This is a genomic window from Nocardia sp. NPDC005978, assembly GCF_040614455.1.
GTDB lineage: Bacteria > Actinomycetota > Actinomycetes > Mycobacteriales > Mycobacteriaceae > Nocardia.
Genome location: NZ_JBEXUS010000069.1, coordinates 1 through 25,305, shown reverse-complemented (window position 1 = coordinate 25,305; position 25,305 = coordinate 1). Strand labels below are relative to the sequence as shown.

General features: G+C 69.6%; 22 protein-coding genes. 6 read left to right on the top strand and 16 right to left on the bottom strand.

The annotated features are described in order from the left end of the window. Nucleotides 1–248: 248 nt before the first annotated feature. Nucleotides 249–716: a carboxymuconolactone decarboxylase family protein gene (locus ABZ319_RS26815; protein WP_354989258.1), complete on the bottom strand. Its 468-nt coding sequence runs from the start codon at nucleotides 714–716 to the stop codon at nucleotides 249–251. A gap of 248 nt (nucleotides 717–964) precedes the next feature. On the opposite strand from ABZ319_RS26815, the gene ABZ319_RS26810 reads away from it, so the two are divergent. Beyond that, nucleotides 965–2,920: a GMC family oxidoreductase gene (locus ABZ319_RS26810; RefSeq protein WP_354989257.1), complete on the top strand. Its 1,956-nt coding sequence runs from the start codon at nucleotides 965–967 to the stop codon at nucleotides 2,918–2,920. 4 nt (nucleotides 2,921–2,924) lie between these two features. Here the strand turns inward: ABZ319_RS26810 and ABZ319_RS26805 are convergent, their stop codons facing one another. From ABZ319_RS26805 to typA, 8 genes are all read right to left on the bottom strand, one after another. Beyond that, nucleotides 2,925–3,299, bottom strand: a complete 375-nt coding sequence (locus ABZ319_RS26805; RefSeq protein ID WP_354989256.1) for a DUF742 domain-containing protein — start codon at nucleotides 3,297–3,299, stop codon at nucleotides 2,925–2,927. After that, nucleotides 3,296–3,712, bottom strand: coding sequence for a roadblock/LC7 domain-containing protein (locus ABZ319_RS26800; protein WP_354989255.1), 417 nt, complete (start codon nucleotides 3,710–3,712; stop codon nucleotides 3,296–3,298). The genes ABZ319_RS26805 and ABZ319_RS26800 overlap by 4 nt, the downstream gene beginning before the upstream one ends. Then, entirely contained in the window at nucleotides 3,709–6,291 is a 2,583-nt protein-coding gene (locus ABZ319_RS26795; RefSeq protein ID WP_354989254.1) for a nitrate- and nitrite sensing domain-containing protein, read from the bottom strand. The genes ABZ319_RS26800 and ABZ319_RS26795 overlap by 4 nt, the downstream gene beginning before the upstream one ends. Before the next feature lie 228 nt (nucleotides 6,292–6,519). Continuing rightward, on the bottom strand, nucleotides 6,520–7,029 hold the full coding sequence (locus ABZ319_RS26790) for a hypothetical protein (protein WP_354989253.1): 510 nt from the start codon (nucleotides 7,027–7,029) through the stop codon (nucleotides 6,520–6,522). After that, nucleotides 7,026–7,184, bottom strand: coding sequence for a hypothetical protein (locus ABZ319_RS26785; RefSeq protein ID WP_354989252.1), 159 nt, complete (start codon nucleotides 7,182–7,184; stop codon nucleotides 7,026–7,028). The genes ABZ319_RS26790 and ABZ319_RS26785 overlap by 4 nt, the downstream gene beginning before the upstream one ends. Before the next feature lie 4 nt (nucleotides 7,185–7,188). After that, a complete protein-coding gene (gene mshB / locus ABZ319_RS26780) occupies nucleotides 7,189–8,115 on the bottom strand; it encodes an N-acetyl-1-D-myo-inositol-2-amino-2-deoxy-alpha-D-glucopyranoside deacetylase (RefSeq protein WP_354989251.1) in 927 nt (308 codons plus the stop codon). Then, nucleotides 8,112–9,893 (bottom strand): ABC transporter family substrate-binding protein, encoded by a 1,782-nt coding sequence (locus ABZ319_RS26775; protein WP_354989250.1) that lies wholly within the window; start codon nucleotides 9,891–9,893, stop codon nucleotides 8,112–8,114. Before ABZ319_RS26775 ends, mshB begins: the two co-directional genes overlap by 4 nt. 450 nt (nucleotides 9,894–10,343) lie before the next feature. After that, nucleotides 10,344–12,239: a translational GTPase TypA gene (gene typA, locus ABZ319_RS26770; protein ID WP_354989249.1), complete on the bottom strand. Its 1,896-nt coding sequence runs from the start codon at nucleotides 12,237–12,239 to the stop codon at nucleotides 10,344–10,346. 153 nt (nucleotides 12,240–12,392) lie between these two features. Here typA and ABZ319_RS26765 point away from each other — a divergent pair, with 153 nt between their 5' ends. Both ABZ319_RS26765 and ABZ319_RS26760 read left to right on the top strand, forming a co-directional pair. After that, nucleotides 12,393–12,569, top strand: a complete 177-nt coding sequence (locus tag ABZ319_RS26765) for a hypothetical protein (protein ID WP_354989248.1) — start codon at nucleotides 12,393–12,395, stop codon at nucleotides 12,567–12,569. A 20-nt stretch (nucleotides 12,570–12,589) separates the two neighbouring features. Then, nucleotides 12,590–12,883, top strand: a complete 294-nt coding sequence (locus ABZ319_RS26760) for a 4a-hydroxytetrahydrobiopterin dehydratase (protein WP_354989247.1) — start codon at nucleotides 12,590–12,592, stop codon at nucleotides 12,881–12,883. On the opposite strand, the gene ABZ319_RS26755 is transcribed toward ABZ319_RS26760, so the two are convergent. Then, entirely contained in the window at nucleotides 12,825–14,045 is a 1,221-nt protein-coding gene (locus ABZ319_RS26755) for a mannosyltransferase (RefSeq protein ID WP_354989246.1), read from the bottom strand. The two genes, ABZ319_RS26760 and ABZ319_RS26755, sit on opposite strands and share 59 nt — an antisense overlap. Before the next feature lie 334 nt (nucleotides 14,046–14,379). Between ABZ319_RS26755 and ABZ319_RS26750 the strand changes: the two genes are divergently transcribed. Together ABZ319_RS26750 and ABZ319_RS26745 are read left to right on the top strand one after the other, a co-directional pair. Further along, entirely contained in the window at nucleotides 14,380–15,135 is a 756-nt protein-coding gene (locus tag ABZ319_RS26750) for a hypothetical protein (RefSeq protein WP_354989245.1), read from the top strand. A gap of 159 nt (nucleotides 15,136–15,294) precedes the next feature. After that, nucleotides 15,295–15,654: a hypothetical protein gene (locus ABZ319_RS26745; protein WP_354989244.1), complete on the top strand. Its 360-nt coding sequence runs from the start codon at nucleotides 15,295–15,297 to the stop codon at nucleotides 15,652–15,654. A 53-nt stretch (nucleotides 15,655–15,707) separates the two neighbouring features. Here the strand turns inward: ABZ319_RS26745 and ABZ319_RS26740 are convergent, their stop codons facing one another. The 4 genes from ABZ319_RS26740 to ABZ319_RS26725 all read right to left on the bottom strand — a co-directional run bounded on the left by ABZ319_RS26740 (nucleotide 15,708) and on the right by ABZ319_RS26725 (nucleotide 22,948). Next, a complete protein-coding gene (locus tag ABZ319_RS26740) occupies nucleotides 15,708–16,433 on the bottom strand; it encodes a DUF1906 domain-containing protein (RefSeq protein WP_354989243.1) in 726 nt (241 codons plus the stop codon). A 243-nt stretch (nucleotides 16,434–16,676) separates the two neighbouring features. Next, on the bottom strand, nucleotides 16,677–17,909 hold the full coding sequence (locus ABZ319_RS26735; RefSeq protein ID WP_354989242.1) for a hypothetical protein: 1,233 nt from the start codon (nucleotides 17,907–17,909) through the stop codon (nucleotides 16,677–16,679). 165 nt (nucleotides 17,910–18,074) lie between these two features. After that, nucleotides 18,075–18,695, bottom strand: coding sequence for a CHAP domain-containing protein (locus ABZ319_RS26730; protein ID WP_354989241.1), 621 nt, complete (start codon nucleotides 18,693–18,695; stop codon nucleotides 18,075–18,077). Between the two features lie 218 nt (nucleotides 18,696–18,913). Then, a complete protein-coding gene (locus tag ABZ319_RS26725; protein WP_354989240.1) occupies nucleotides 18,914–22,948 on the bottom strand; it encodes a BTAD domain-containing putative transcriptional regulator in 4,035 nt (1,344 codons plus the stop codon). A 145-nt stretch (nucleotides 22,949–23,093) separates the two neighbouring features. Here ABZ319_RS26725 and ABZ319_RS26720 point away from each other — a divergent pair, with 145 nt between their 5' ends. Beyond that, a complete protein-coding gene (locus ABZ319_RS26720; protein ID WP_354989239.1) occupies nucleotides 23,094–23,573 on the top strand; it encodes a hypothetical protein in 480 nt (159 codons plus the stop codon). 6 nt (nucleotides 23,574–23,579) lie between these two features. Here the strand turns inward: ABZ319_RS26720 and ABZ319_RS26715 are convergent, their stop codons facing one another. Beyond that, on the bottom strand, nucleotides 23,580–24,104 hold the full coding sequence (locus ABZ319_RS26715; RefSeq protein ID WP_354989238.1) for a hypothetical protein: 525 nt from the start codon (nucleotides 24,102–24,104) through the stop codon (nucleotides 23,580–23,582). A gap of 192 nt (nucleotides 24,105–24,296) precedes the next feature. Then, nucleotides 24,297–24,974, bottom strand: coding sequence for a GNAT family protein (locus ABZ319_RS26710; protein ID WP_354989237.1), 678 nt, complete (start codon nucleotides 24,972–24,974; stop codon nucleotides 24,297–24,299). Nucleotides 24,975–25,305: the final 331 nt, after the last annotated feature.

Here is a 25,305-nt window from a genome sequence, read left to right as displayed (position 1 = left end):
GGCGGCAGCGAAAGACCGCGCAGCACTGCGATTCACGGGCCCACCACGGTGGTGGCTCGGGGTGCGCGCCCCGATCTCGACGAGCGGTGCACGGCCGATCGCGCTCGATTCCGATCGTCTCTCGACACCGCGTCGGCGCGGGCGCGAGACAACGGGCAGCCCTCGCACCGGACGTCGTGACGAACGAGGCCCGGCAACGGATCGAAAGATCCCCCACCGGGGCCCTGATTCGCGGAACGACGCGGGGCTCACCACTGGCCGGGCACGTACTCCCCGCCCGCCATCCCGGCGATCACGTTCAGCCGGTTCCAGGCGTTGATCGTGGCGATGAGGGAGATCAGCGCGCCGATCTGATCGTCGTCGTAGTGCTTGCGCACCTGCGACCAGGTGTCCTCGGTGATGCCGCGCGAGGTGTCGGCCAGGCGGGTGCCCTCCTCGGTCAGGGCCAGGGCGGCGCGTTCGGCGTCGGTGAAGACGGTCGACTCGCGCCACGCCGCGATCAGGGCCAGGCGGACCGGCGTCTCACCGGCGTGCGCGGCGTCCTTGGTGTGCATGTCCAGGCACATCCCGCAGCTGTTGATCTGCGAGGCCCGGATCTTCACCAGCTCCTGGGTGGGCTTGGGCAGCGGCGACTCGTCGATCACCCGGGCGGCGGTCACCAGGCGCTTGTTGAACTTGGCGGCGATCTCGTTGGCGTACAGGGCGAAGCGGGTCATCGTCTGCTCTTCTCTGGAGGGTTGTTCGTCGGTTATGTGAAGGGGACGACGCGGCGGCACGGGGTGTGACATAGGGTGTGATGTGACGCCGGACACAGCGGTGCATCGGCGTTTCAAATCGCGCCTGATGTAATCGGCAATTCACTCTCGATTCACAGGATTCCGCCAGCTCGAACCGCCTGTTAGTGAGCGGACATTCAGTACGCTGTGGTAGAAATCACCGAGCTTTACGAAGGGTGGATTTCGTCATGGAACCAACGGCCGGGCAGCGGGCGGCACTGGGCATGATCTGCGATACGTTCCTGCCGGGCGACGGGTCGGCCCTGCCGCCGGCCTCGGAACTGGGCGCGGTCGACACGATCTTCCAGATCCTGGGTCGCAACCCCCGCGAGGCCGAGAAGAAGCAGCTCGCGACGCTGCTCGGCCTCTGGGATTCACGCCTGACGGGCCTGCTGACCGGCAGCGGCCCGCGCAAGTACTCCACCCTGTCGCAGGAACAGCGCGAAGCCGCACTGCTGCGGCTCGGCGACTCCAAGCTGGCCCCCGTGCGCGCGATCTTCCAGGCGCTCAAGGGCGCGGCCCTGTTGTCCTACAACGTGACTCCCGGCGCCACCGGCGTGAACCCGCTGTGGACGGAGATCGGCTACCCGGCCCCCACCGGTCCGCTGCCGACCGCGCCGCAGCCCGCGCTGACGCCCCTGCGCTTCACCGAATCCACCACTCTCACCTGCGATGTGGTGATCGTCGGCTCCGGCGCGGGCGGCGGCACGGCCGCCGCGGTGCTGGCCGAGGCCGGGCTCGACGTCATCGTGCTCGAGCGCGGAAACTATTACGACGACCGGGATTTCGGCGCGGGTGAGCTGTCCGCGATCACCAACCTGTACGCGCCCGGCCCGTCCGCCTCCGCCGAGGGGCAGATCACCCTGGTCGCGGGCACCTGCCTCGGCGGCGGCACCGTCGTCAACTGGAGCACCTCGCTGCCGACCCCGGACGGCGTGCGCGCGGAATGGGCCGAGCTGGGCGCGAAGCAGTTCGCCGAAGCCGAATACGGTGACGCCATGGAGGTGGTGTCCAAGCGCATCGGCGTGACCACCGATCGATCCCCGCTGTCCGCACGCGACGGCGTCCTCGAACGCGGCGCGACGGCCCTGGGCTGGGACGTCGACGCGTTGCCCCGCAACGTCTCCGACGCGTGTGACGCCGGAACGGAGTGCGGCCGTTGCGGTTACGGCTGCCGCCTGGGCGCGAAGCAGTCGGTGACCAAGACCTGGCTCTCGGACGCCGCGGCGGCCGGCGCACGCCTGGTGGTCGACGCGAACGTGCGCCGCGTCGTAGTGAAGAACGGTAAGGCCGAAGCGGTCTCGGCCGTCACCTCCGGCGGCGCCGAGATCACCGTCAAGGCCCGCGCGGTCGTCGTGGCGGCGGGTGCGATTCAAACCCCCGCCCTGCTGAAGCGCTCCGGCCTGAAGAACAAGAACATCGGCAAACACCTGCGCCTGCACCCCGCGGCCGCGGTCTTCGGCGTCTTCGACGAGGAACTGCGCGCCTGGGAGGGCGGCCTGCAGACCCGGATCAGCCGCAGGCACGCCGACCTGGACGGCAAGGGCTACGGCGTCATCTACGAGACCGGCCCGCTGCACCCGGGCCTGGCGACCGGCTTCATGAGCTGGCGCGGCGCGGCGCGGCATCGCGCCGCCATGGCGGACTTCGCCCGCTCCAACGCCATCGGCGTCATCACCCGCGACCGCGACTCGGGCACGGTGACCGTGGACAAGGCGGGCGAACCGATCGTGAAGTACCAGATCTCGGACTACGACGCGGCGCACCTGCACACCGGAATCGTCGGCGCGGCAGAGATTCTCGAGGCCGCGGGGGCCACGCGCATCGTCTCCGGGCATCAGGCCGGGGTGTCCTACGAGCCCGGCGTGCGCGGCTCGCACGCCGAATTCGACGCCGCCGCCAAGGCGGCGGGCTACGGTCCCGGCCAGTGCGCCATGGGCGCGCTGCACATCATGGGCTCGGCGCGCATGGGCGGCTCCCCGGACATCTCGGCCACCGATCCGGACGGCGCGACCTGGGACGTGTCCAACATCGTCGTCGCGGACGGTTCGAGCTTCCCGACCGCGCCCGGCGTCAACCCCATGGTGAGCATCGAGGCCATCGCCTACATGAACGCCGTCCGCCTCGCCGCACGGCTGGCGTGAGCCCTCACATGGCCCGTATGCCCTCCAGCACCGCGTGCAGCAGCCCCATGTCGGCGCTGCTGCCCGTGGGCGTCGGCGGTGACCGGAACAGCAGCCTGCCGTCGTCGATGAGATCGCCGATGAGCAGCTTGGTCACCGTCAGCGGCAGGTTCAGATGGGCCGAGACCTCCGCGACGGACAGCGCGGTGCGGCACAGCCGCACGATGGCCGCGTACTCGGGTTCGTTGCGCCGCATCGGCTTTCCGCGCTCCACGTCGACCACCAGCGTGGTGACGCTGAGTTCGGGACGCTCGGCCGTGCTCCGGCCGCGCGTCAGGGCGTAGAGGCGGACCAGAGGCCCGGCCTCGTCCTCGTACCAGTGCTCGCGCGGCTCGTTCATGGATGCTGGGCGCCGCCCGCGTTGCTACGCGGATCGACCGACAGATGACTGCCGACTCGTTGCACGGTCTGATTCATCTCGTAGGCCACCAACCCCATATCGGCTGTCTCGGAGGCCAGGAGCGCCATACAGGCGTTCTCCCCCGCCGCGGTGATGAACAGCACCGCCTGATCCAGTTCCACGACCGTCTGGCACACACCGCCCGCGTTGAAGTGCTGTCCGGCGCTGCGGGCCAGGCTGTGCAGAGCCGAGGCCATGGCCCCGAAGCGCTCCGCGTCCGCGCGCTCCTGCCCGACCGAGGAACCCAGCAGCAGCCCGTCCGTGGACAGCAGCACCGCGCACTGCGCGTCGGTCAGGCCGTTGACCAATTCATCTAGCAGCCAGCCGAGATCGATTCGCTGGGAAGTGGTCATTGTGGCCCTTTCTCTGGTTCGACGCGTGGCTGTCGGCCTTGACGAGTGCCCTTGGCGATCGCACTCATGAGATTGCGCGCCTCCTCCGCGGTGCGCTTGCGCGGCGGAACGAAAGTCGGGGTCGCGGGCGGGAACGGTTGCGCGGCAGCGATATCGACGACCTGCGGGACCGATCCGGCGGGCGCGGTCCCGCCGGGCGCGGTCGCCTGCGCGGTGGCGGGCACGACGGGCCCGGCGTGCGCCACCGGACTGCGATGCGCCTGGCGATTGCGCCGGGGCAGCTCCGGGCGTCCGCCCTCGGCCGGGGCGGCCGGCGGCTCGGCGACCGGCGCGACGGGCACGATGACGTCGGTCCCGTTCTCCCACAGCGGCGGTCGCGACACCGGCGGCTGCTGCAGCACCGGCAGCGACCCGGTGGTGACCGCGTCCGCCAGCGCGGCCAGCGAGGTCAGGCTGTTCAGTCCGGGATCACGCAGTTCGGTGACCCCGTTGCGCCCGGTCCCCGGCGGCGCCTGCACCGGCGGATGATGCCTGCCGCCCTCGACGAGCACCTGCGGAATCAGCACGATGGCCCGGCACCCGCTGTACACCGATTCCACCAGCCGCACCGAGACACCGTGCCGGGCAGCCAGCTTCGCGACCACGAAGAGCCCGAGCCGGGTGTTGCCGGACAGCGTCGCCACACTGAAGTCCGGCGGATTCGCCAGCATCGCGTTGCGATCGGCGTATTCGGCCTCGGACATGCCCAGGCCCTGATCGGTGATCTCCACGACCACGCCCCGCCCGACCACCAAACCGGTGACGGTCACCATGGATTCGGGCGGCGAGCACGCGGTCGCGTTGTCGGTCAGCTCGGCCAGCAGGTGGATGATGTCGGCGACGGCGTGACTGGCGACCCGCACCTCGGGCATGCGCCCGGTCTCGATCCTGGTGTAGTCCAGGCTCTCCGCGACCGCGCCGCGCACCAGATCCAGCAGCGCCACCGGATTTCGCCAGCGCCGGCCCGGCTGCTCGCCACCGAGAATGATCAGGTTCTCGGCGTTGCGGCGCGCACGGGTCGCGAGATGGTCGAGCTGGAACAGCAATTCGAGCTGATCGGCGTTCTGCTCCTCGCGCTCGGCCCGGTCCAGCAGCGCGAGCTGGCGGTGCACCACCACCTGGCTGCGATGGGCGATGTTCAGGAACACCGCGTTGATGCCCGCGCGGGTCTTGGCCTCGGCGACCGCCGCGCCGACGGCCACCACGTGCGCGCGGTTGAAGGCGTCGGCGACGTCGCCCAGCTCGTCGGTGCCGAAGTCCAGGCGCACCACCTCGGCGGCGGGATCGAGTTCCTCGCCCGCGCCGAGCCGCTGCATCAGCTCCGGCATCTTCTCGGTCGCCAATTCCAGTGTGTCGTCGCGCAATCGGCGCATGCGGGCGATGAAGCGATTGGCCAGCACGAGCGCGGCCAGGAAGGCCAGGATCGCGACCAGCAGCACGCCGGCGCTGCCGAGCAGCGTGTCCCGGGTGGCGTCGTTGCTCTGCTGATGCGCGGTGGCGTGCGCGTCGCGGCTCTGGTCCTCCCACAGCTTCTGCAAACCGGCGTTGACCTGACCGGACGCCTCCTGCCAGGCGGCCACGGTGAGCGGAAGCGGTTCGGGTTCTTCGACTTTGGTCTTGTCCTGGGCTTTGGCCGCGTCCTGGGTCCGGCTGTCGGGCTTGGCCGCCGCGCTCTCGGCGGCGGCAGCGGCGGAGAAGGCCCCGCGCAACAGCAGCGCGTCCTGCATGGCCACGACCTGTTGCCACGCCGGGCTCGCCGTGATCGCCTGCAACTGCGCCAGTCGCTTACCCTGCAGCACCACCGCGGAATAGGCGACCTCGCTGCGGAATTCGCCGACCCGATGGCTGAACTCCAGCAGCGCGATGTCGGGGAATTCGCCCGTGATCACGGCGACCGCACCCATGGTGTCGGCCTGCGACTGCGCCTCGGCCGCGCGCAGCGCCTCGATGCCGTGATTCAGTTCCATGCTCAGCTTGGCGTCCGGAGCGACACGCGCGGCCAGCAGCGAGGCGCCGACGATGGTGCCGATGACCGAGGTGTAGAAGGCGAAGAGATCCGCCGGCGGCGTTTGCTGGCTGTCTACTCCAGCGCGCACGGTGGGGATCGCGGAGAAGAGTTTGAAGAACGCTTCGACGTCGTTGACCGCGCCGTCGGGGTTGAGTTCGGACGCGACGTCGCCCTTCTCCTTCACCGCCGCCAGCGCTTCGTCCGAACGCTGCCGGGCGGCGACGAGCGCCTGCGCGGCGTCCGGATCGCCCACCACCCGCAGCAGCGAGAGCCTGCGCTCCTCCTGGAAGGCCGAGACCATGAGAATGGCGGGCGCGGTGGTGCTGCTGGCCAATTCGGACCAGTCCTTGGCCTCGCGCGCCGAGTTCACCAGGTATACGGCCGCACCGCCGCCGATAGCCAGCAGGGTGACGCTGGAGATGACCACGATGGACAGCAGCCGGACCCTGACGCCGAGCCAGCCCTGCAGACCCTTGCCCACCGAATCGGACGTAGTACCAAGCGTTTTGCGCAGGTTGTGCCAGCTGCCCACTGAAAATCTTTCCGATCCCGAACGCGTGACGCGCCTTTAAACTCGTTTCGATCCGCCCGAAATGAGCTTTTCGTCACGCTTCCTCGTCCCGAGGAGAGTAACGGAAACATCCCGAATCGACTACAGAACCGAATCAACTTGGCGGTCAGTGCATTCGCTGATCAGTAACCAGCTTCGGCCGATCGGCAGTGCCGGATCCGCGGCCGGTGGGTCTTCGGCCGCGCCCGGTCAGTACCCGCCCTCGCCGGCGTAGCGCGTGGTCGCGCGCCAGTACAGATACAGTCCGGCCGGCAGCAGCCCGCCGACCAACAGCGCCAGCGTCGGCCAATCCTGCAGCAGCATGATGTCCCCGCCCGGACCGGAGAAGATCATCAACGCGAAGCCGACCGTCCAGGCGCTCAGCGGCAGCGACATGGCCGCGAAACTCGACGAGACCGTACCCATGCCGTGCACCAGCAGCACGTTGATGACCGCCGCCGCCAGCGCCGACAGCGGCAGGGCGATCGCACCCGTCGATACGCCGGAGGCGACCTGCCCGGCGGCCTCGCTGACCGCCGGCGCGGCCGCGGGCAACGTGCCCTGACCGACGTACAGCGGCAGGAACAACACCTCGAGCACCAGGGTGATGAGCGCGTCGAGCACCAGCAGGCCGGCGATGGCCGCGCCCATCAGGTCCAGGCCGGGGAACACGCCCTCGCGCGCGGTGCGCCCGATACGGGCGCTCAGGGCCGAGGTCACGGCACCGGCGGGAAGCCGAGCAGGGTCAACAGGTGGCTCTGCATATCGACGAACGCGTACAACACGGTCAGGTACAGGTCGTGCTGCGCCTGGAAGTTGGGGCGCTGGCTCTCGACGAACGCGGCGATCGCGTTCTGCAGATCCCAGTTGTACATGGGGTCAGTGTCTCATCTCCGCCGCGGCGGGCCCCGGAGTGTCCGCCAATCCCGCGAACAGATCGTGTTCGAGACCGTCCGCCCCGGCCGGGCCGCGCTCGCCCCGCACCAGCACGTAGTGCTCCTCCGGCAGCACCGGCTGCGCGATGTCGTTCGACAGCGCGAACTCGCGACCGGACGGCGCGAGGGTCACCTGGGTGGCGTGCGCGCGCAACGCGGCCCGCTTGGCGGGTAGCGCGTCGGCCACGTCCACCACGGTGGTGACCGATTCGTGTGGCACACAAGCCAATTCACCGTCGTGCGGCAGTCGCCAGCCCCGCGGCAGCGCGCCGGGCAGCTGATCGACGGTACGCCGCTTGAGTGCTTCGGTGTGCATGGCCAGCACCGCGCCGTCGGTGACGGTCCAGTACGTCTTGGGGGTGTCCCAGCCCTGCTCGGCCGCGGATCGCACCGCCGCCGTGGTGATCTCGTGCGCGCGAATGTGATCCGGGTGCCCGTATCCGCCGCGCGGGTCGTAACCGACCACCACGCGCGGGCGCAGCTCCAGCAGGATCCGGGTCAGCTCGTGCACCGCCCGTTCTCCCGAGTTCACGAACGCGCGTGGATTGCGCGCGGCCGGGGTGCCCGCCATCCCCGAATCCCGCCAGCGGCCGGCGCCGCCCAGGAATCGCGGCGGCGCGGCCCCCAATTCGGCCAGGGCCGTGGTCAATTCGAGGATGCGGTAACCGCCCAGCTGATCGGCCTCGCCGGCCACCAGGTGGGCCCACCGCTGTCCGATGACCTCGCCTTCCTCGCCGAGTGTGCAGGTCACCACGGTCACCGGGATACCGAGCCGCCGATAGTGCGCGATGGTGCCGCCGGTGGTGATGGTCTCGTCGTCCGGGTGCGCGTGCACCAGCAGCAGGCCCCCGGTTCCGCCCGCCGCGCTCACGGCAGCCGCCGCCAATTCGCCGCGTCGGCGAAGACACCGACCTGGATGGCCCCGCTCAGCGACGCGCCGTCGACCCGCGGACCCGCCGCCGCGACCTGGGTGTCCTGCACGATCGGCAGCACCGTCCACAGGTCCCAGAGCTTGGGTTCGGCCTCGGCGATGATCTTGCCGGTGTCGATGCCGCGCAGCGCGGTCGCGATCGCGGGCTGGAGCGTGGGGTCGCAGACGCCGGACAGGTTCGAGGGCGCTTTCTTCGCGGCCTGCACCACGTCCGAGTCGCCGTCGCCGCCGGAGTCGGCGGCAGCGGTCGGCGCGCAGCCGTAGCGCGAGGCCAGCACCGTCGCCGGATCCGAACCGGCCCGCTCCCAGCCCACGATGGCGTCCACCCCGGCCTCGGTCACGTCCTTGCCGTACAGCTCGGCGGCCGCGATGCTGCGCACCATGACATCGATTCCGGCACTGCGCAATTGGTCCGCGGCGGTATTGGCCACCGACAGCGTGTAGTCGTCGCCCTCGACCGCGCCGATCCGGATGGTCAGCGTCTTGCCGTTCTTCGCGATCGGACGCGGTTGCGGCGCGGGCGAAGTCGGCGACAGCGCGGCCGGAGCCTCGGGGGCGCGGCCGAATCCGGCCTCGGCCAGCAGCGTGAACGCCTCCTCGGCGCTGATTCGCGGCGGCGTGGTCGGGGCGTATCCCGGATCCGAGGGGGTGAGCACCTGCGCCCGGGCCGGTTCCACCCAGCTGCCGGTCTGCGCGCCCACCGTCGCCAGCAGCACCGGATCCAGCAGCGACAGCACCGCCCGGCGGACCCGCACATCGCCGAGATCGCCACTGCGCCCGTTCAATACGAGCTGCATCTCGCGGGACTGCGCCATGATGGCCGTGCGCACCGAGGGAATCGCGGCCAGCTGCGCCTGCAGCGCGACGCCGCCGTGCACGAGCGCCATCTGCGCGTCGCCGACGCGCAGCGACTCGGCCACCTGCGCCGGAGTTCCACCGCGCCGCAGCAGAATCTCGTCCGGCACAGCGGGTTTGCCCCAGTACCGGTCGTTGCGCTCGAGCAGGATCTCCTCGCGGCCGCGATCGACCAGCTTGATCCGGAACTGCGCGCCGGAGATCCGGATGGTGTCGACCAGGCCCTGTTCGAAGCCCGAGTCCTTCACCAGGTGCTGCGGCAGCAGATCGGTGAACAGCTGCCGCCAGGCCGGGTACTCCTGGGTCATGGTGACCGTGACGGTCTTACCGCCCGAGGACGAGCTGACATCGGAGATCAGCCGGTAGCCCGCGGGATCCACCACGCCCGGCTGGGTGATCATCTGCTGCCAGAGGTAGCGGAAATCCTCGGCCGCGATGGGCGCGCCGTCGGACCAGGACGCCTCGTTGCGAATCTGATAGGTAATGGTGAACGGCTCCAGCGCGGACACCTCCGCGGAAACCATCAGCGAGGGGTCGAGCACCCAATCCGAACCGCCGGGGATTCCGGGCGTCGGCGCGGGCCGGAATGGGCTCGGCAGCACCATCGACGAGACCGCCGCGGCCGCCGGCGACTGCTGCGCCCGCAAATGCGGATTGAACCCGATGCCGATGTCGTCCACCGCCACCACGACCGAATTCTTGCCCGGCTTGGCCGGTGTCGTCTTCGGACTGTCCGTGCTCTCGATGGGCGGCGGCGGATTGGCGGTACAGCCGGTCGCGACCGTCAGCACGGTCGCCACCGCGGCCAGCGCCACACGCCATTTCCCGCGCCTGCGAGGGGCCCCACTCTTCACGTTCGGCACTCTACTTGAACGCCCTTTCCGCACCCGGTCACCAACGATTGCCGGAAATCAGCGAGACACCCCCGCCTCAAAAAGGCCCCTGGACAAACAAATCCCACGAAAGACCTAGCCCCACAGCAAACGCCTCGCCCCACACAGCGAAGGTTCTGCCTCCCGCAGCGTGGGCCTAGCTCCCGCAGCGTGGGCCTAGCTCCCGCAGCGTGGGCCTAGCTCCCGCAGCGTGGGCCTAGCTCCCGCAGCGTGGGCCTAGCTCGCGCAGCGTGGGCCTCGCCCCGCACAGCGAAGGCCTGCCCCGCAGCGTGGCACAAACAAACAACTCCCTCCGCCCCAAGTTCGCGGCCCGTCTCGTTCTGGACTGAGTGGAGCGGGGGAGCGAAGCGGAGGAGCGGAGGGAGGGAAGAACGAGACTTCAAGGGCCGCGAACCCGCCGGAGCGGAGCGGAGGCCAATATTACTGCGCGGCGCGGTCGCGTGCCTTCTTGCGCGAGAGTTCACGGCCGCGCTCGGTCGCGCCCAGGATCAGCTTGCGCACGCGCACGACCTCGGGGGTGACCTCGACGCACTCGTCGTCGGTGCAGAACTCCATGGCCGCTTCCAGATCCAGCTGCAGCGGCTTGGCCAGGGTCTCGAACACGTCGGCCGTGGCGGACCGCATGTTGGTCAGCTTCTTCTCACGGGTGACGTTGATGTCCAGATCCTCGGCACGCGGGTTGATGCCGACGACGTGGCCCTCGTAGGTGTCGGCGCCCGGCTCCACGAAGAACTGGCCGCGATCGGACAGCTGGATCATGGCGAACGGGGTGACCGAACCGGCGCGGTCCGACACCAGCGAACCGGTGTGGCGGGCGCGGATCTCGCCGGCCCACGGCGCGTAGCCGTCGAAGATGGCGTTGGCGATGCCGGTGCCGCGGGTCTCGGTGAGGAAGTCGGTGCGGAAACCGATCAGACCGCGCGAGGGGACGATGAACTCCATGCGCACCCACCCGGCGGAGTGGTTGCTCATCTGGACCATCTTGCCCTTGCGGGCGGCCAGCAGCTGGGTGACCGCGCCCAGGTACTCGTCGGGGCAGTCGATGGTGAGCTCCTCGTAGGGCTCGTGCACCTTGCCGTCGACGTTCTGGGTGACGACCTGCGGCTTGCCGACGGTCAGCTCGAAGCCCTCGCGGCGCATCTGCTCGACCAGGATGGCGAGCGCGAGCTCACCACGACCCTGCACCTCCCAGGCGTCCGGGCGGCCGATGTCGAGCACGCGCAGCGACACGTTGCCGATGAGTTCCTTGTCGAGGCGGTCCTTGACCATGCGCGCGGTCAGCTTGTGGCCCGACACGCGGCCGACCAGCGGCGAGGTGTTGGTGCCGATGGTCACCGAGATGGCGGGCTGATCAACGGTGATGCGCGGCAGGGCAACCGGGTTCTCCACGTCGGCGAGCGTGTCGCCGATCATGATCTCCGGGATGCCCGCGACGGCGACGATGTCACCGGCGATAGCCTCTTCGCCCGGCTTGCGCTCGACGCCGATGGTCTGCAGCAGCTCGGTGATCTTGACGTTCTTGGTGCCGTCCGGGGTCATCCACGCGACGTTCTGGCCCTTGCGCAGGGTGCCGTTGTGGATGCGCACCAGGCCGATACGGCCGAGGAACGGGGAGGCGTCGAGGTTGGTGACGTGCGCCTGCAACGGGGCGGACTTGTCGCCCTTCGGGGCGGGCACGTACTTCATCAGGACCTCGAACAGCTCGTCGAGGTTCTCCGCGCCGGGGGCTTCGCCGTTCTCCGGGCGCACGGTGCTGGCCTTGCCCTCACGGCCGGAGGCGTACAGCACCGGCAGGTCCAGGGCGAGCTCGGCGGCCTCGGACGCTTCGTCGTCCAGATCGGAGGCCAGGTCCAGCAGCAGGTCGTGCGACTCCTCGACGACCTCTTCGATGCGCGCGTCGGGACGGTCGGTCTTGTTGACCACCAGGATCACCGGCAGCGAGGCGGACAGCGCCTTGCGCAGCACGAAGCGGGTCTGGGGCAGCGGGCCCTCGGACGCGTCGACCAGCAGCACGACACCGTCGACCATGGACAGGCCGCGCTCGACCTCGCCACCGAAGTCGGCGTGGCCCGGGGTGTCGATCACGTTGATGACGGTGACCGAACCATCGGCATTGTGCCGATGGACCGCGGTGTTCTTTGCGAGAATGGTGATGCCCTTCTCGCGCTCCAGATCCCCGGAGTCCATCACCCGGTCGACCATCTCGGCACGCTCGGCGAATGCGCCGGACTGCCGCAGCATGGCATCGACCAGTGTTGTCTTGCCGTGGTCGACGTGCGCCACGATGGCGACGTTACGGAACTCGACAGACGACACGTTAGATTCCTCCTGGTGAAAAGGGGTTGGCCCGACCCGGCGGGTCATGCTTGGGGAAGAAGAGAGATTCCACCGGGCATGCGGCGAGCTACACACTACCGTCCGGCCTAAGTCACAGGTTTAACGCACCCGAGTTAGGTTAAGCTAACCAACATGGGCAAGGTGAAGGCTAAAGACGTTTCCAGTCTGAAGCCCAAGAAGAAGTGCTGCCGCAAGAAGACGCGGTGCTTGAAGTGCCCCGTGGTCATCATGCGAATGAAGAAGCTCGAGGCCGCGGGCTGCCACGGCAAGGAGCTCAAGAAGGGGCTCAAAGCCGCCCGCGCCGCCTGAGTGCGGGGTACACCGGAAGCATGACCCCCCAACCGCTCTCCGAACAGGACATCGCCCGGGCCCTCGCGGAACTGCCGGAGTGGACCCGCACCGGCGACAGCATCGCCCGCACCGTCTCGGCCGCGTCCTTCCTGGCCGGGATCGAACTGGTCCGCCGCGTGGCGGTGGCCGCCGAAGCCGCCAATCACCACCCCGACATCGATATCCGATGGCGCCGGGTGACTTTCACGCTATCCACCCACGACGCCGCCGGACTCACCCGGCTGGATGTGGCGCTGGCTCACGAGATAGATCGGCTGCAAGCGCAGAGCTAGCCCGGCCCGCCCGGATCACCCACAGATAGAACGCCAGCGCGCCCGCCGCGTAGACGGTGCCCAGCCACGCCATCGGGCCCGGCCGGGAGATCGTCCAGATGGACGTCTGGAAGTTCAACAGCACCCACGGCACCCCGACCGCGGTGACGAGCAGCCAGAATCCGGCGAGCACCCGCGCGCCCGCCGCCGCCCGCAGTGGACCGTAGACCAGCCACAGCATCACCGGGATCAACCAGATCCAGTGGTGCGACCAGGAGATCGGCGACACCAGCAACCCGTACAGCTGCACGATCAGCAGCCGGCCCAGCACGTCGTCCGCCGCCAGCGCGCGCCACGCCAGCACCGCGAGCACCGCCGCCGCCAGCACCGCGGCCAGCCAGACCGGGCCGCTCACCACGTCGTGGCCGAGCAGCCGGCTCAACGCCCCGCGCAGGGATTGATTCGACGCCGAGCCGACCGGGCCGATCCGCGACGCGTCGCCGAGCAACTCGCCGAAATAGGTACGGGTCTCGTCCGGGCTGATCGCGTAGGTCAGGCCGATGGTGCCGAAGAAGACGACACCCGACCACACCGCGGCGAGCCAGCGCCGACTCGCCGCGAAGTACACCCCGGTGATCGCGGGCGTCAGTTTCACCCCGGCCGCCACGCCGACGAGCGTGCCTGAAATCCACCACTTCGTACTGCGCACCGCGAGCAGCGCGAGCAACACCAGGAAGACGTTCACCTGGCCGTAGTCCAGGGTCATGCGCATCGGTTCGAGCCAGATACCGACAGCCGTCCACGCCAGCGCGATCGTCAGCCAATGTGGTTCGCGCAGAGCGGTTTTGCCGACCAGGAATTCCAGCGCGAACCACACCACGCTGAAAAGCGCCGCCATGGTCGCCAGTAGCCAGACAATTGCGACGAACGTGAACGGGAACAGGTGCAGCGGATAGAAAACCAGCGCCGCGAACGGCGGATAGGTGAACGGCAGCGCGAAGTCCGGTGTGCGACTGTTATCGGTGAACTCGTAGAGGTGACCCGACCCCAGCGCGGCCGAACCGTCCACGTACACATGGAGATCCACGAAATTCATGCCGTTGGGCAGGAGTAGAACCCAGGCCAGGCGGGCCAGTACCGAAATACCGAGGGCCGCGGCAGCCAGTCGGACAGGTCGATTCACGGCGCGGACTTTCCGTTCGGGCGGCGGGGGCGCCGGAGAATCCCGGCGGGCGTTCGGCCCCGACAGAATAGTCGTACGGGGGAAACAGCCGGGAAACTCGGACTCACTGCTGTAACATTCGTATCATCGGACACTCTGGTAACACACAATCTGGTCGAGTGTTCGATAGCGTGAAGCAATCGCGGACAGCAAGATCACACCTTGGCTGTACAACAGGGCGACCAGGTACCTAGAGTGGCGCGGAGCGATGTCCATATCGCTGCATCGCTGCTTGATGTACCCCGAGGTAAGGACGGCTACACCAGTGCTTCGCACCCGAGGATCGCGGTTCACAATGTCCGCGCTGGCCCTTGCGGCCTGCGCCACTATTGTCGTGCCGACCGCTTCCGCCGCACCGGCTCCTGCCCCGCAAACCACCGCGTTTGTCCCCATGATCCCGGAAGGCGTGCCGGTCGAGGCGCTGGCCTCCCTGGTGCCCGCCATTATCGGCGCGGCAGCGGGACCGGCCGATATCGCCGCACCGGGCCCCCAGGCCGCCATTCTGGCGCAGGCCCGGGCAATCCTGGCGACGCTGAATCTGCCCCCGCAGATCAAGTCGACGCTGGAACGCATCATCACCTTCCTGGACGGCAGTGGCGGCGGCGGCGTCGACATTCCGCAGGATGGTCCCGTCATCTCCCAGTTCCTGTGGCCCACCCTCGGCAAGGGCTGCATCAGCGCCAGCGGCGACTCCGTCGGCACCGCGCTCGCCGTGGCGGGACCCGCCACGCTGCCCCCGCCGGGACCGGCGAACGGCCAGACCGGCTTCGTCTTCACCGCGCTGGGCACCAAGAAGCCCACCGAGATCCAGACGCCGCCGATGACCGTGCAGTGGATCAACCTGGACACCCGCCAGAGCGGCGTCCAGAACCTGACCGATGAGGCCAAGATCAACCCGGATGGCCCGGCCACCCTGTCCGCCATCGCGAACACCGGCTCCGGCCGCGTCGTCGCCGTGGTCTCGGGTTCGCTGACCACCCAGGCCGACGCCGAGTCGCAGCCCATCACCTGCTCCTTCCTGCCGACCGTCGGGTTCTTCACCGTCGCGTAGGCCGGTCCGGCCGGCTCGATCCGCCGGGTCATTCGACCCGCTCGGCATCGGGATCGGCCGACAGCCAGACTCTTTCGCCCCCGTCCCGGCCCGCCACGAGCGGCCCGATACGGGGGCGAAACGCGTTCCGGGCGGCGATTCTGTGGTAGACCGCTATCTATGGCCGCTGTGAAATCCCGCGCGCGGGGACTGCATTCGCGCCGCTCCATCCTGTCCATCCGCTCCGAAGGCTCGATCCTGTCGATCGGATCGGCCTATTCGGTGCTCTCCATCGGCAGCGTCGGATCGGTGCTGTCGATCGGATCCGCGGGCTCGTTCGGCTCGATCATTTCGACGGGCTCGTTCGGCAGTCTCGGATCCGCCTTCTCCGGTCTGTCCCGCTGGTCGATGTTCTCGTGGCTGGGCGACCGTCAGGCGTTCGGCGAGAGCCGCGACGAGCACGACCCCCGACCGACCCTGCGCGTGGTCGCCGACGAACCCGACCTGCGCGCCGACCCCACCTGCCACTGCCAGACCTGACCCGCGGCGTTACCGACCACTGCGGCGGCACACGAGAATCCGAAGCGGCGGAGTTACCACCACTGCCCGTAGGACTGGTGCAGGACCGAGTTCACGTCCACCCCGATGCCGTCGACCGCGCGCTTGTCGATCTCGAACTGGTGCAGGTGCGCCCCGGGGTGCACGTAACCCCGCGGTGTGCCCCAATTGTGTTGCCAGAACAGCGAACACAGGCCCGCGCCGAGAATGTTGTCGATGGTCGGGGAGTTGGCGTAGACGCCGGTGCGCTCGTGCCCGATGACGGTCTCCCAGCCGCGCAGATACGGCTCGATCTGGGTTTCGAATTCCTCGTCGTCGGGGTTGTCGTCGATCGAGGCGTAGATGGGCGCGGTGTCGGGGCCGCCCGCGGCCTTGTGCAGCAGTAGCCCGCGGGTGGCGTGCTCGACGCCCGCCTCGTAGCCCCCGCGCCAGTCGGCGGTGGGGCCCTTGCCGAATTGGTAGCAGGACACCACGGAGAGTCCGGCGGCCGCGAGCGCGTCGACCTCGCCCGCCAGCAGCGGTTTGCCCGCCATCCATTCCGCGCCGGGCCGCCGGTCCGACACGTAGCGGATGACGCCCATGTGCCCGGCCGCGCCGATGGCGTGCGCGGCGGGCACCCCGCCCGCGTAGTCGAGCAGGGTGCCGATCTCCTGCCGGCGCGCGGCGGCGGGCGCGGGTATCGCGAATCCCGCCGAGAGTCCGGCGGCCAACGCCGCGGCACCGGCGAAAAGGGAACGGCGATTCATCGAGACGGAACGCATGCAGGGACTCCTTCGCACACTCGCCAGGTCTTTCACATGCCGGTCGAACACGATCCGGTGGAGCTTGACTAGCGGGCGGCGGACCCGGCGCACCTTCCCCGATGACCTGCGGTCATCTGCGCGCCGGGAGCCCTGAACGTGCCCTCATTTCACCATAATCACAAGGGGATCGCCAGGCGCACAGGACACACGAGCATCATGAGTCCCAATAGTTTCACGACGGTCGGAACGGACACGACCGTGTCAGACGCGCGTGCCGTTCAGCCGGGCGGCGACATCGATGGTGCGCCGCGACGGATCGGCGACTTCCTTGCGCACGACCGCCGCCACCTGGGCGACGACCTGCTTGCGGATGCCGGCCACGCGGCCGAGCGTGGCGGCGCGCAGGCCCTCGGCCTCGAATTCCAGGGTGATGTCCTCGGCTCGCGGCGGCTCGGCCTCGATCACGATGAGCAGCGGATCGGCCGCGCGCGCGACCAGGGCCACCGGGACCTGCAGCTCCGCCCGGTAGCGATTGGATTTGAGCACGTCCACGGTGATGTCGAGGGAGACCGGAATGGTCATGTCGAAGGCCACCAGCGCGATGTCCCCGGCGTCCGCGGGCGGCGCGTCCGCCACCGCGGCGGCGGGCGCGGCCGGGGCCACCGGGGGCAGTTCGGCGATGCGGGGTCGGGATTCGGGCTCGGGCCGCTCGGGCTGTTCACCCGCGCCGACCACGCGCGGCAGTCGCACCTGTCCCTGCACCGAGACCTGGGCCTTCTTGCCCGGACCGGTCTTGAGCGGACCCACCTCGATGGGCTTGCCCGCCATGGATTCCACGGCCTCGCGCACCCGGTCGGCGGTCACCACGCGTTCGAAGAAGCGGTGCCCGAATTCGTCGTAGCCGATCCAGCGGTGATCCACCGGCCCGCGATAGCCCGATTTCTTCCCGTCCAGAATGGCTTCCACGTCGAAGGTGCGCCCGCGCCGGGCATCCGGGTCCGCGAGAATGGCGTTGATGCGATTGGCGACCTCGCGCTGCACCAATTTGGCGATGGGATCCAGCAGCAGCTCCCACGCGCTGCCGATGGCCTGGGCGCGCATGACGAAACTCACGTCGCGATTGGTCACCGGCGGGATGTCGATGACGATCAGCAGCGGTTCGGCGGTGCGCGCGTGCAGCTTCAGGTCGATGTCGACGATCGCTTCCAGACCGAGGCGCTGTCCGCCCAGGGTGACGTCCACGCGGAGCTTGACCGGCAGGGCTACATCGAAGTGCACGTGCGGGCCGCGGCGAATGATGGTGGGCTTGCCGACACTGCCCTCGGCGACGAATCGGGCCAGTCCGGCGGGGCCGATGCTGAAGGGGCCGATGGTCATACCGCGCCCGGCCATACCGGATACGGCCGCTTCGATTCTGGATTCGGTTACCGCCGCCGCTACGAAACGTTCGCCGAATTCGGCGTAATCGATCCAGGTCGGTTCGGACGGGGTCATCCAGCTACTTTCCTCGGGCGGGGACCCCTGTCCTGCCGATGAGGGGGCAGCAGGACAGGGATCGGTCGGCGATGCTGCCGGGCACCGCCGCAACCATCGTAGGCGGAACGGTGGCCGGTGCCCACCCTCGCATCCCGGCATTTCCAGAATGTGGAACCCTCGCGTTCACAACCTGCCGAAACCGACCAGTCCCGAAACGTCGGCGGGGCGATAGCGGTGGATGGTGATTTCGTCGAATTCGTTGCCGCCCAACGTGGTAATCGTGTCGCCCGCGACATCGATGACGATATTGGTGTGCTGGTTGAACACGCTGGCGGCGGTGTACATGACGACGTCGCCGATGCGCGGCTGATATCCGAGATCCTCGAATCGGCTCTCCCCCCGGTAGTACTCCTCGAGGGTGTACACACCCGGAATCCGCCACGACCCGGAATTCGGATTGGCCAGCGGCCGTCCGGATTCGCGCATCACCCAGCTGACGAAGTCCGCGCACCAGGCCTCGTCGATGCCCTCGGAGTATTTGGTGCCCGGGTTCTGCGCCTCGAATTCGCGCTCGGCCACGGTGAGAATCCGCCCCTGCGTCTCGCTCAGCCCCGTGCGGTCGATCTCCGGGAACTCCCGCAGCCGCTCCCCCGCGAGGGCGAATCCCCCGGTCCGCTCCTGCCACCACTTGAATCCCGCGGCCCCGCCCACCCCGACCAGGACCAATACGGCGAGCACCCCCGCCACGACCGCGACCCCGGTCCGCCCCTTGCTCCGCGGCTCCCGCACGTCCTGCTTCGTCACCGACTACCTCCCGCTCTCCGCCGCCGCGACGCCCCGGCGCTCCCTCGTTATCGAGGATGCCCCACCGATCGCTAACACGGTTCGGCGGTGACCCGAAACCCCCGCCGAATCTCCACGCTTCCCCCACAAACCCCACGTCTCCACCCCGATTCCGGCGCGGGTGAACGACTTTCACCCGCGCCAGCCCGGGTGCCGGGGCCGCGATACGAGCGGCCGGATCAGGCGGGTGGTCGCGGGGTCGTGGCATCGTGCCCGGAGGGGCCGGGGGTGCGGAGTTCCCTGGGGCGCACCAGGACCCGGCCCGCCGAGGCGCGGGCGGCCAGGATCTCCAGGTCCAGTTGGAGGCGCTTCTCCAGGGCGTCGGCGGCGGCGCGGTGGGCGGCGGCGGTATCGGGGTCGCCGAGCACGGTCGCGAGGTCGGCCAGCACCAGGTCGATCGGGCTCAGGACGACCGCGCCGGTCTCCAGGCCCGCGATGGTGCCCGCGTAGGGCAGCAGTTGGTCGTAGTGGACGCGGGCCGCGTCGAGGTCGCCGAGGGCGATGGCCGCGCGGGCGCGGACAGCACTGAAGGTGGACCAGAATTGCGGGCCCAGCGGGGGCGCTTCGGCCAATACACGCCGCGCCTCGGCGTCTCGCCCCGCGTGCACCAGCGCCAGCGCGTACCCGGAGACGAAGAGTTCGGGCTTGATCGCGACGCGGTCGCGCAGTTCGTCGACGTAGTCGGACATGTCGTCGGCCAGCCAGGCCAGCGAGATGGCGATGCCGATGTGCAGGGTGTTGGGATCGCGGGACGGTTCGGCCGCGCCCTCCTCCGAGAGCGCGACGATGCGCTCGGCGGGTGCGAAGCCCACGGCCAGCAGGTAGTGGACCTCGTCGGTGTCCCCGCGCAGCAGTTCCAGCATCATGTCGAACGGGGCGAGGGCGTCGAGCAGATGCCGCAGCTGCCCGTCGGAGGCGTATTCCCCGGCACTGCGGGCATGTTCGGCCGCCGCGAGCAGGTTGGCGTCGGCGAGTTCCGCACGGAAGAGCAAATAGTGTGCCAGCGCGCGGAATTCGGTGAGCCGCGCCGCGGTGGACACCTGAAGCAGCCGTGTCGCATGGCGTTTCAGCTCTGTCGCACGCAAGAATCCGCCGTCGCCGAAGGCAGCGAACGCCTGGGCGTTGATGGCGGTGCAGAGCAGTTCCGGGTCGCTCGCCGGCTCGGCCAGCGCGGTGGCGGCCGCCGCGGCGCGCGCGCTGGCCTCGAAATCCTCCAGCGCCAGCTCGAATACGGTGGTGACCTGCAACCGCACCTGGGTCGCGACCGGCAGCGCGGTGTCGGCCATGGCGGTGCGCAGGGGTCCGCGAATCCGCGGGTCGGGCGTGTGCCAGTCGTGCACCGACCAGATCAGCGGCGTCGGCCAGCAGGTGGCCGCGTGCGCGAGCAGCGCGGTGTCCCCGAGGTTTTCGGCCAGTTCCAGGGCCTGCTCCCGCACCGCCCGCGCCGCGATGTGCTGCCCGTCATAGGCCAGCGCGATGACCAGTTCGCACCGCGCCCGCAACAGCGCGACCCGATCCGCCCGCGCCACTTCATCTTCCGCCCGGACCTCGTCACCGGGTGCGACCCGATCCGCGAGAACGAAGATGCTGTCACCCGGCTCGCCGTCGCCAACAACCGGGCGCTCCCGGACGATCCCCGGCCCGGCAACATCCGTATTCCCCGGCCCGGTAGCGGTCGGGCGCTGCCCATCGCCGCCCCCCGGGCGCATACCCCCGAATCGTGGCTCGGCGTCAACTCCTGAAGTCGCAGCAGACTCGAACCCATCCGAATCCCGTTGGGCAACAAGCTTTTCGGGTGCACCGGCTCGCGATTCGGATGTCGCGGCGCCGGATGTGCCGACGCTGGGATTCGGGCCGAAATGCCCGGCCGGGCCGTCTACGGTGGTGTCCGCCGCGCCCTCGACGGGCGGCGCGTCAGGTCCCGTAACTCTCGGGGCATCGGTCCCCGCCGGATCGGTCTCGCGCGTATCTCCTGCTGCCCAAGTTATTTCGGCAGCTGCGGCGCGTTCGATGCTCGCGGCGGCACTGGCCTCGGCGGCGAGTTCGGCGAGGGTGAGGTGGTCGGTGAAGGTCGCGCGGTGGGGGCCTGACTCGCGGCTCGTGAGGGCGGGCCAGTCCGCGAGGGTCTGGTGCGGGGCGGAGGCCGGGTGGTCGGGCGGGCGGATGCCCTGGGGCGCATTGTGTCCGGCGAGCTCGTGCAGGGCCAGCACCGAGCGCCAGCGGCGGACGGCGTCGGCGCGCATCCGGCGTTCACCGCAGCGGCGGGCGGCGGCGCGTACGAACTCCAGGGCCAGTTCGGCGGTGTCCGCACCCGCGCCCAGGGCCGCGTGATGGGCGAGCGCGTCGATCTCCCCGCAGCGCGGCAGGTCCGGATTCGACCGCAGCAGGTCGAAGGCGGCCCAGTGCATGCGGGCGCGGCGCAGCACCGGAATGTCGTAGTACACGGTCTCGCGGACCAGGGCATGGTCGAAGGTGACGCGCCCGCTGCGGTCGGTGCGCAGCAGCCGCGCGGCCTCGGCCCCGGCGATCAGGTCGATCACGCTGTCGGCGGAGTGACCGGTCGAGGCGGCGAGCGTGCGCACGTCGCTGTGCTCGCCCCACACCGAGAGGTGCCGCAGCAATTCCACGACCTCGTCGGGCAGCTGGGCGATCCGGCGACCGAGCAGGTCGCGCACGGTCCCCGGCAGCGCGTCGGTATCACCTTGGCCCACCAGGAGTTTCGCGAGTTCGCGCACGAACAGCGGATTGCCCCCGGTCCGGCGGCGCAGCAGCGCCACCGTGCGGTCGTCGACCGCGGTGAGCCCGGCGGCCAGCGCCGCCTGGCGGGTGCCGGCCAGATCGAGTCCGTCGAGTTCGACGCGGCCGGCGGTGAAAAGCGCGAGGGCGGCGGCGGTATCGCGCACCCCGGGCCCGGCTTCGGTACCGCGCAGGGTGGCCACGATGAGTATGGGCCGGTCGCGCAGCCAGTTGACCACCTGGCGCAGCACCTGCAGGGTGGCGGCGTCGGCCCCGTGCACGTCCTCCAGCACGATGGCGACCGGCGTGTGCGCGGTGCGTTCCCGGCAGGATCGCACGACCCGGCGCGCCAGCGTGAAAGCATCGGTGGCGGTGTATGTTTCGGGATCCGCGGCGTCCAGCCCGGTGAGCACCTCGGACCAGGCCCAGGCCGGCGGCGCGCCGTCGACCTCGGGGCAGCGGGCGACGACGGTGGCCCAGGATTGTTCGGCCAGGCGCGCGAGCACGGTCGCGGCCAGGGTGGTCTTGCCCGCCCCCGCCTCACCGGCCAGCCACACCAGGCGGACCTCTCCCGCGGCCGCCGCGCCCGCCGCGGCCAGCACCGCGGCCCGCTGTTCCCCGTATCCGCTGTCCGGCACCGGTTCCGGCCCCGCGGCGGCGTCGGGCACGCGCGCCATGACCGCCGCGCTCGAGGGTTCGGCCTCGACCGAATGCGTGAGAATGGCGGTCTCCAGATCCCGCAGCCCGGGCCCGGGATCCACCCCGAATTCCAGGGTCAGGAATTCGCGACTGCGCCGCACCGTGGCCAGCGCGTCCAGCGACTGCCCCAGCCGGTACTGCGCCAGCGCCAGCAGCCGGGCGCATTCCTCGCGCCCGGGGTGCTCCTCGAAGACGGGCCGCAGTGCCAGCACCACTTCGGCGGGCCTGTTCAGTTCCAGCGCCGCCTGTGCGCGCAGTTCGGCCGCGGTCAGCCGCAGCGCGGCCAGCCTGGCGATTTCCTGTGCCGCCCAAGCGGTTCCGGCGAAGGATTCGAAGGCGTTCCCGTGCCAGCAGGCCAGCGCGGCGTCCAGCACCCGGATCTGTTCGAGCGGTTCGGGCCGCCCGGCGGGATCGCGCATGGCCGATTCGTGCCCGTGCAGCAGCTGTTCGAAGTGCCACGAGTCGACCTGGTCGGGCTCGAGATTGAGCGCGTAGCCGTGTGATTCGGAGACGATGACGCGCGAGCGCGCCCGCCGCGGCCGGTCGGGCTCAAACACGCGGCGCAGATTGTGGATGTAAACCTGGAGCGCGGCAACGGCTTTGGTCGGCGGATCACCGCTCCACAGATCGTCGATCAGCCGATCGGTGGGCACCACCCGCCCACCGGCCGCCACCAGCCTGCCCAGCACCGCGCACTGCATGGGCGCCCCCGGCGGCACCCGCCTGCCGTCGATGCTGATGTGCAGGGGACCCAGCACACCGATTCGCGTGGTCGTCATCGCCGAACCACCCCCCGATACCCACTACAGAACAAACCAAACAGGATCTTCAATATGACAGAAATTCTGCGGCAACACCCAGTCTTGTGATCGGACTTAACCCGGCGCGAAGAAGAAACGAAGAGTTGTGCCGCACACTGCCAAGGTGTTCGACCCCTCCCGCCCGCCGCCCGCCGATCTCGCGCTGCTGCACAGCCTTCCGCACCCGGCCTGCCTGCACGACGGCGCCTACGACGTGGTGGAGACGAATCCCGCGTTCAGCGAGCTGTTCCCCGGCACCGGACCGGGCGCGAATCTGCTGACGGCCATCATGCTCGAACCCATGTCGCGGCTGCGCCTGAGCGATTGGGAAGCCGAAGCGCAGCTGATGGTTTCGGCCTTCCGCGACCTGCCCGCGGGCTTGATCCGCCCCGAGCGGCGCGAGGAGATCATCACCCTGTGCCGGCGCACCCCGGAATGGGATCGCATGTGGCGCAATGTCACCGATGCGGGTGAGCCGAGCGAGCGCACCATGCTGATGCGCAATCCCGAGTCCGACTCGGACCGCCGCATGCACGTGCAGACCTTCCAGTTCAGCTTCCCGCGCAGACCGTGGGCCCTGCTCTCGGTCATGCCGATCGACTAGCCGCCCTCAGGCGTCCGCCGCGGGCACCTCGAACCAGCCGTCCTCCGGTGCGGCGAAGCCGTGGTACATGAGCGGTATGCACCGATCCACCCCGAAGTGCAGGTAGACCGCGAGCATGGCCTCGCGCACCGCGTGATCGTGGAAGTCGTCGATGCGCCGCGCGCCCAGGGCGTGTTCGGGCAGCAGCGCGAGCCTGGCCATCTCGGCCTGGTCGTCGAGGTCCAGGCCCATCGGGGCCGGATCGGCGATGAAGTGATCGTGCAGCACCGCGCGTGCGCGGGGCGGGTCGTGCCGTCCGGGTGCGAAGGCCCGGAAACGGGTGTGCACCGCCGGGGTCGAGTGCACCTGCAACCAGTCGACGAGGGTGCGATCGCTGCGGGGCAGTCGATCGCCCAGCAGCGGGGTCTGTTCCAGCAGGTGCAGCATGGCGCCGCCGCGCACGCGCGGTTCGGGTACCAGGAAGAGGGTGAGCGCCGCGGCGCCGGAGCGGGTGTCCGCGAGGTAGACCTTGGTGGACATGGGGTCGGGCATGCGCGTCTCCTTCACGAGGAAGAGGGGGCCGCCGTGCCCGTGACGCCGGAGAACGAGCGTCGTGGCGCGCGACCCCGCGCCCGGTTGCTGACTATGTGATCCGAGGGTTCCGCCGGCCGCCGAGTCACCCGACTCGGACTGATCTCTCCTCGGCGACCGACCAGTGCAACACCCGGAAGTATAGTCGCGAAACTACGCGTCGATCAGTCTGTCGTGAGCTGCCGGAATCGTGCGGAGCTGCCCGGCGATGGTGTCTCGCACGTGCGGCCATTCCTCGTCCAGGATCGAGTAGAACGCGGTGCTGCGCACCTCGCCGTCCAGCCCGCGCGAGTGCGCGCGGCGGACGCCGTCGCTGGTCGCCCCGATGCGCTCGATGGCCATGCGGGAGCGCAGATTCCGCATATCGGCGCGCAGCGCGATGCGCCGGACCCGCCAGGTGTCGAAGGCGTGCTGCAACAGCAGCAGCTTGGATTCGAGATTGATGCCCGTCCCGCGCGCCTCGCGGGAGAGCAAGGTGTTGCCGATCTCGGCGGCGTCCGGCATGGCCAGCAGCGGGTCGCCGTGCGGCAGTCCGTGCACCAGCGGCCAGACCACCGGCCCCTGCCAGTAGTCGAAGCGACTGAATCTGGTGGAGCCCAGCACTCTGCCGCTCGCGACGGCGATGATGGCGAAGGCCAGCGAGGTGCCGGCCGCGTGTCCGGCCAGCGCGGCCGAGACATATTCGAGCGCCTCGTCGACCCCGTGCGGCACGGGGGTGAAGGCGTAATCGTCGCGGTTCCCTGCTGCCGCCTCCGCAAGACCCGAAGCATGCTGTGGCGCAAGGGGTTCCAGCCGTACCAGACGGCCGGCGAGAGTAAGGGGTACAGGCACGTTCCCTCGATCTTTCGGAGACGGTCGGGGGCTCGCTTTTGGGCAGTGCCGGACCGGTCGAGTGCTCCGGAATCGACGAATCAGCCTTGGCGCGCCAGTAGCAGCATCGAACAGTGCGATGAACGATAGCGGAACACACGCTCACAACCAGGAAGGCTGCGCGAGAATTCTCCCCCGCCGCTGAGCGTGTCGCGCCGAGTCGCTGGCGCGCCTCCGGACACGGCGGTCGCGCACCTCGGAAATCGCCCGAATCGTACCGACTACCGGGGATTATGCCGGACGCCGGGACGAGCGCGAACGGACCGCGCCGACCCCGGACAGCGCACCGCCC

What these genes read in the sequence shown, in the direction of transcription:
- ABZ319_RS26815 (WP_354989258.1), bottom strand. Translation starts at nt 716, where the DNA reads ATGACCCGCTTCGCCCTGTACGCCAACGAGATCGCCGCCAAGTTCAAC.
- ABZ319_RS26810 (WP_354989257.1), top strand. Translation starts at nt 965, where the DNA reads ATGGAACCAACGGCCGGGCAGCGGGCGGCACTGGGCATGATCTGCGAT.
- ABZ319_RS26805 (WP_354989256.1), bottom strand. Translation starts at nt 3,299, where the DNA reads ATGAACGAGCCGCGCGAGCACTGGTACGAGGACGAGGCCGGGCCTCTG.
- ABZ319_RS26800 (WP_354989255.1), bottom strand. Translation starts at nt 3,712, where the DNA reads ATGACCACTTCCCAGCGAATCGATCTCGGCTGGCTGCTAGATGAATTG.
- ABZ319_RS26785 (WP_354989252.1), bottom strand. Translation starts at nt 7,184, where the DNA reads ATGTACAACTGGGATCTGCAGAACGCGATCGCCGCGTTCGTCGAGAGC.
- ABZ319_RS26765 (WP_354989248.1), top strand. Translation starts at nt 12,393, where the DNA reads ATGGGCAAGGTGAAGGCTAAAGACGTTTCCAGTCTGAAGCCCAAGAAG.
- ABZ319_RS26760 (WP_354989247.1), top strand. Translation starts at nt 12,590, where the DNA reads ATGACCCCCCAACCGCTCTCCGAACAGGACATCGCCCGGGCCCTCGCG.
- ABZ319_RS26750 (WP_354989245.1), top strand. Translation starts at nt 14,380, where the DNA reads ATGTCCGCGCTGGCCCTTGCGGCCTGCGCCACTATTGTCGTGCCGACC.
- ABZ319_RS26745 (WP_354989244.1), top strand. Translation starts at nt 15,295, where the DNA reads ATGGCCGCTGTGAAATCCCGCGCGCGGGGACTGCATTCGCGCCGCTCC.
- ABZ319_RS26740 (WP_354989243.1), bottom strand. Translation starts at nt 16,433, where the DNA reads ATGCGTTCCGTCTCGATGAATCGCCGTTCCCTTTTCGCCGGTGCCGCG.
- ABZ319_RS26735 (WP_354989242.1), bottom strand. Translation starts at nt 17,909, where the DNA reads ATGACCCCGTCCGAACCGACCTGGATCGATTACGCCGAATTCGGCGAA.
- ABZ319_RS26725 (WP_354989240.1), bottom strand. Translation starts at nt 22,948, where the DNA reads ATGACGACCACGCGAATCGGTGTGCTGGGTCCCCTGCACATCAGCATC.
- ABZ319_RS26715 (WP_354989238.1), bottom strand. Translation starts at nt 24,104, where the DNA reads ATGCCCGACCCCATGTCCACCAAGGTCTACCTCGCGGACACCCGCTCC.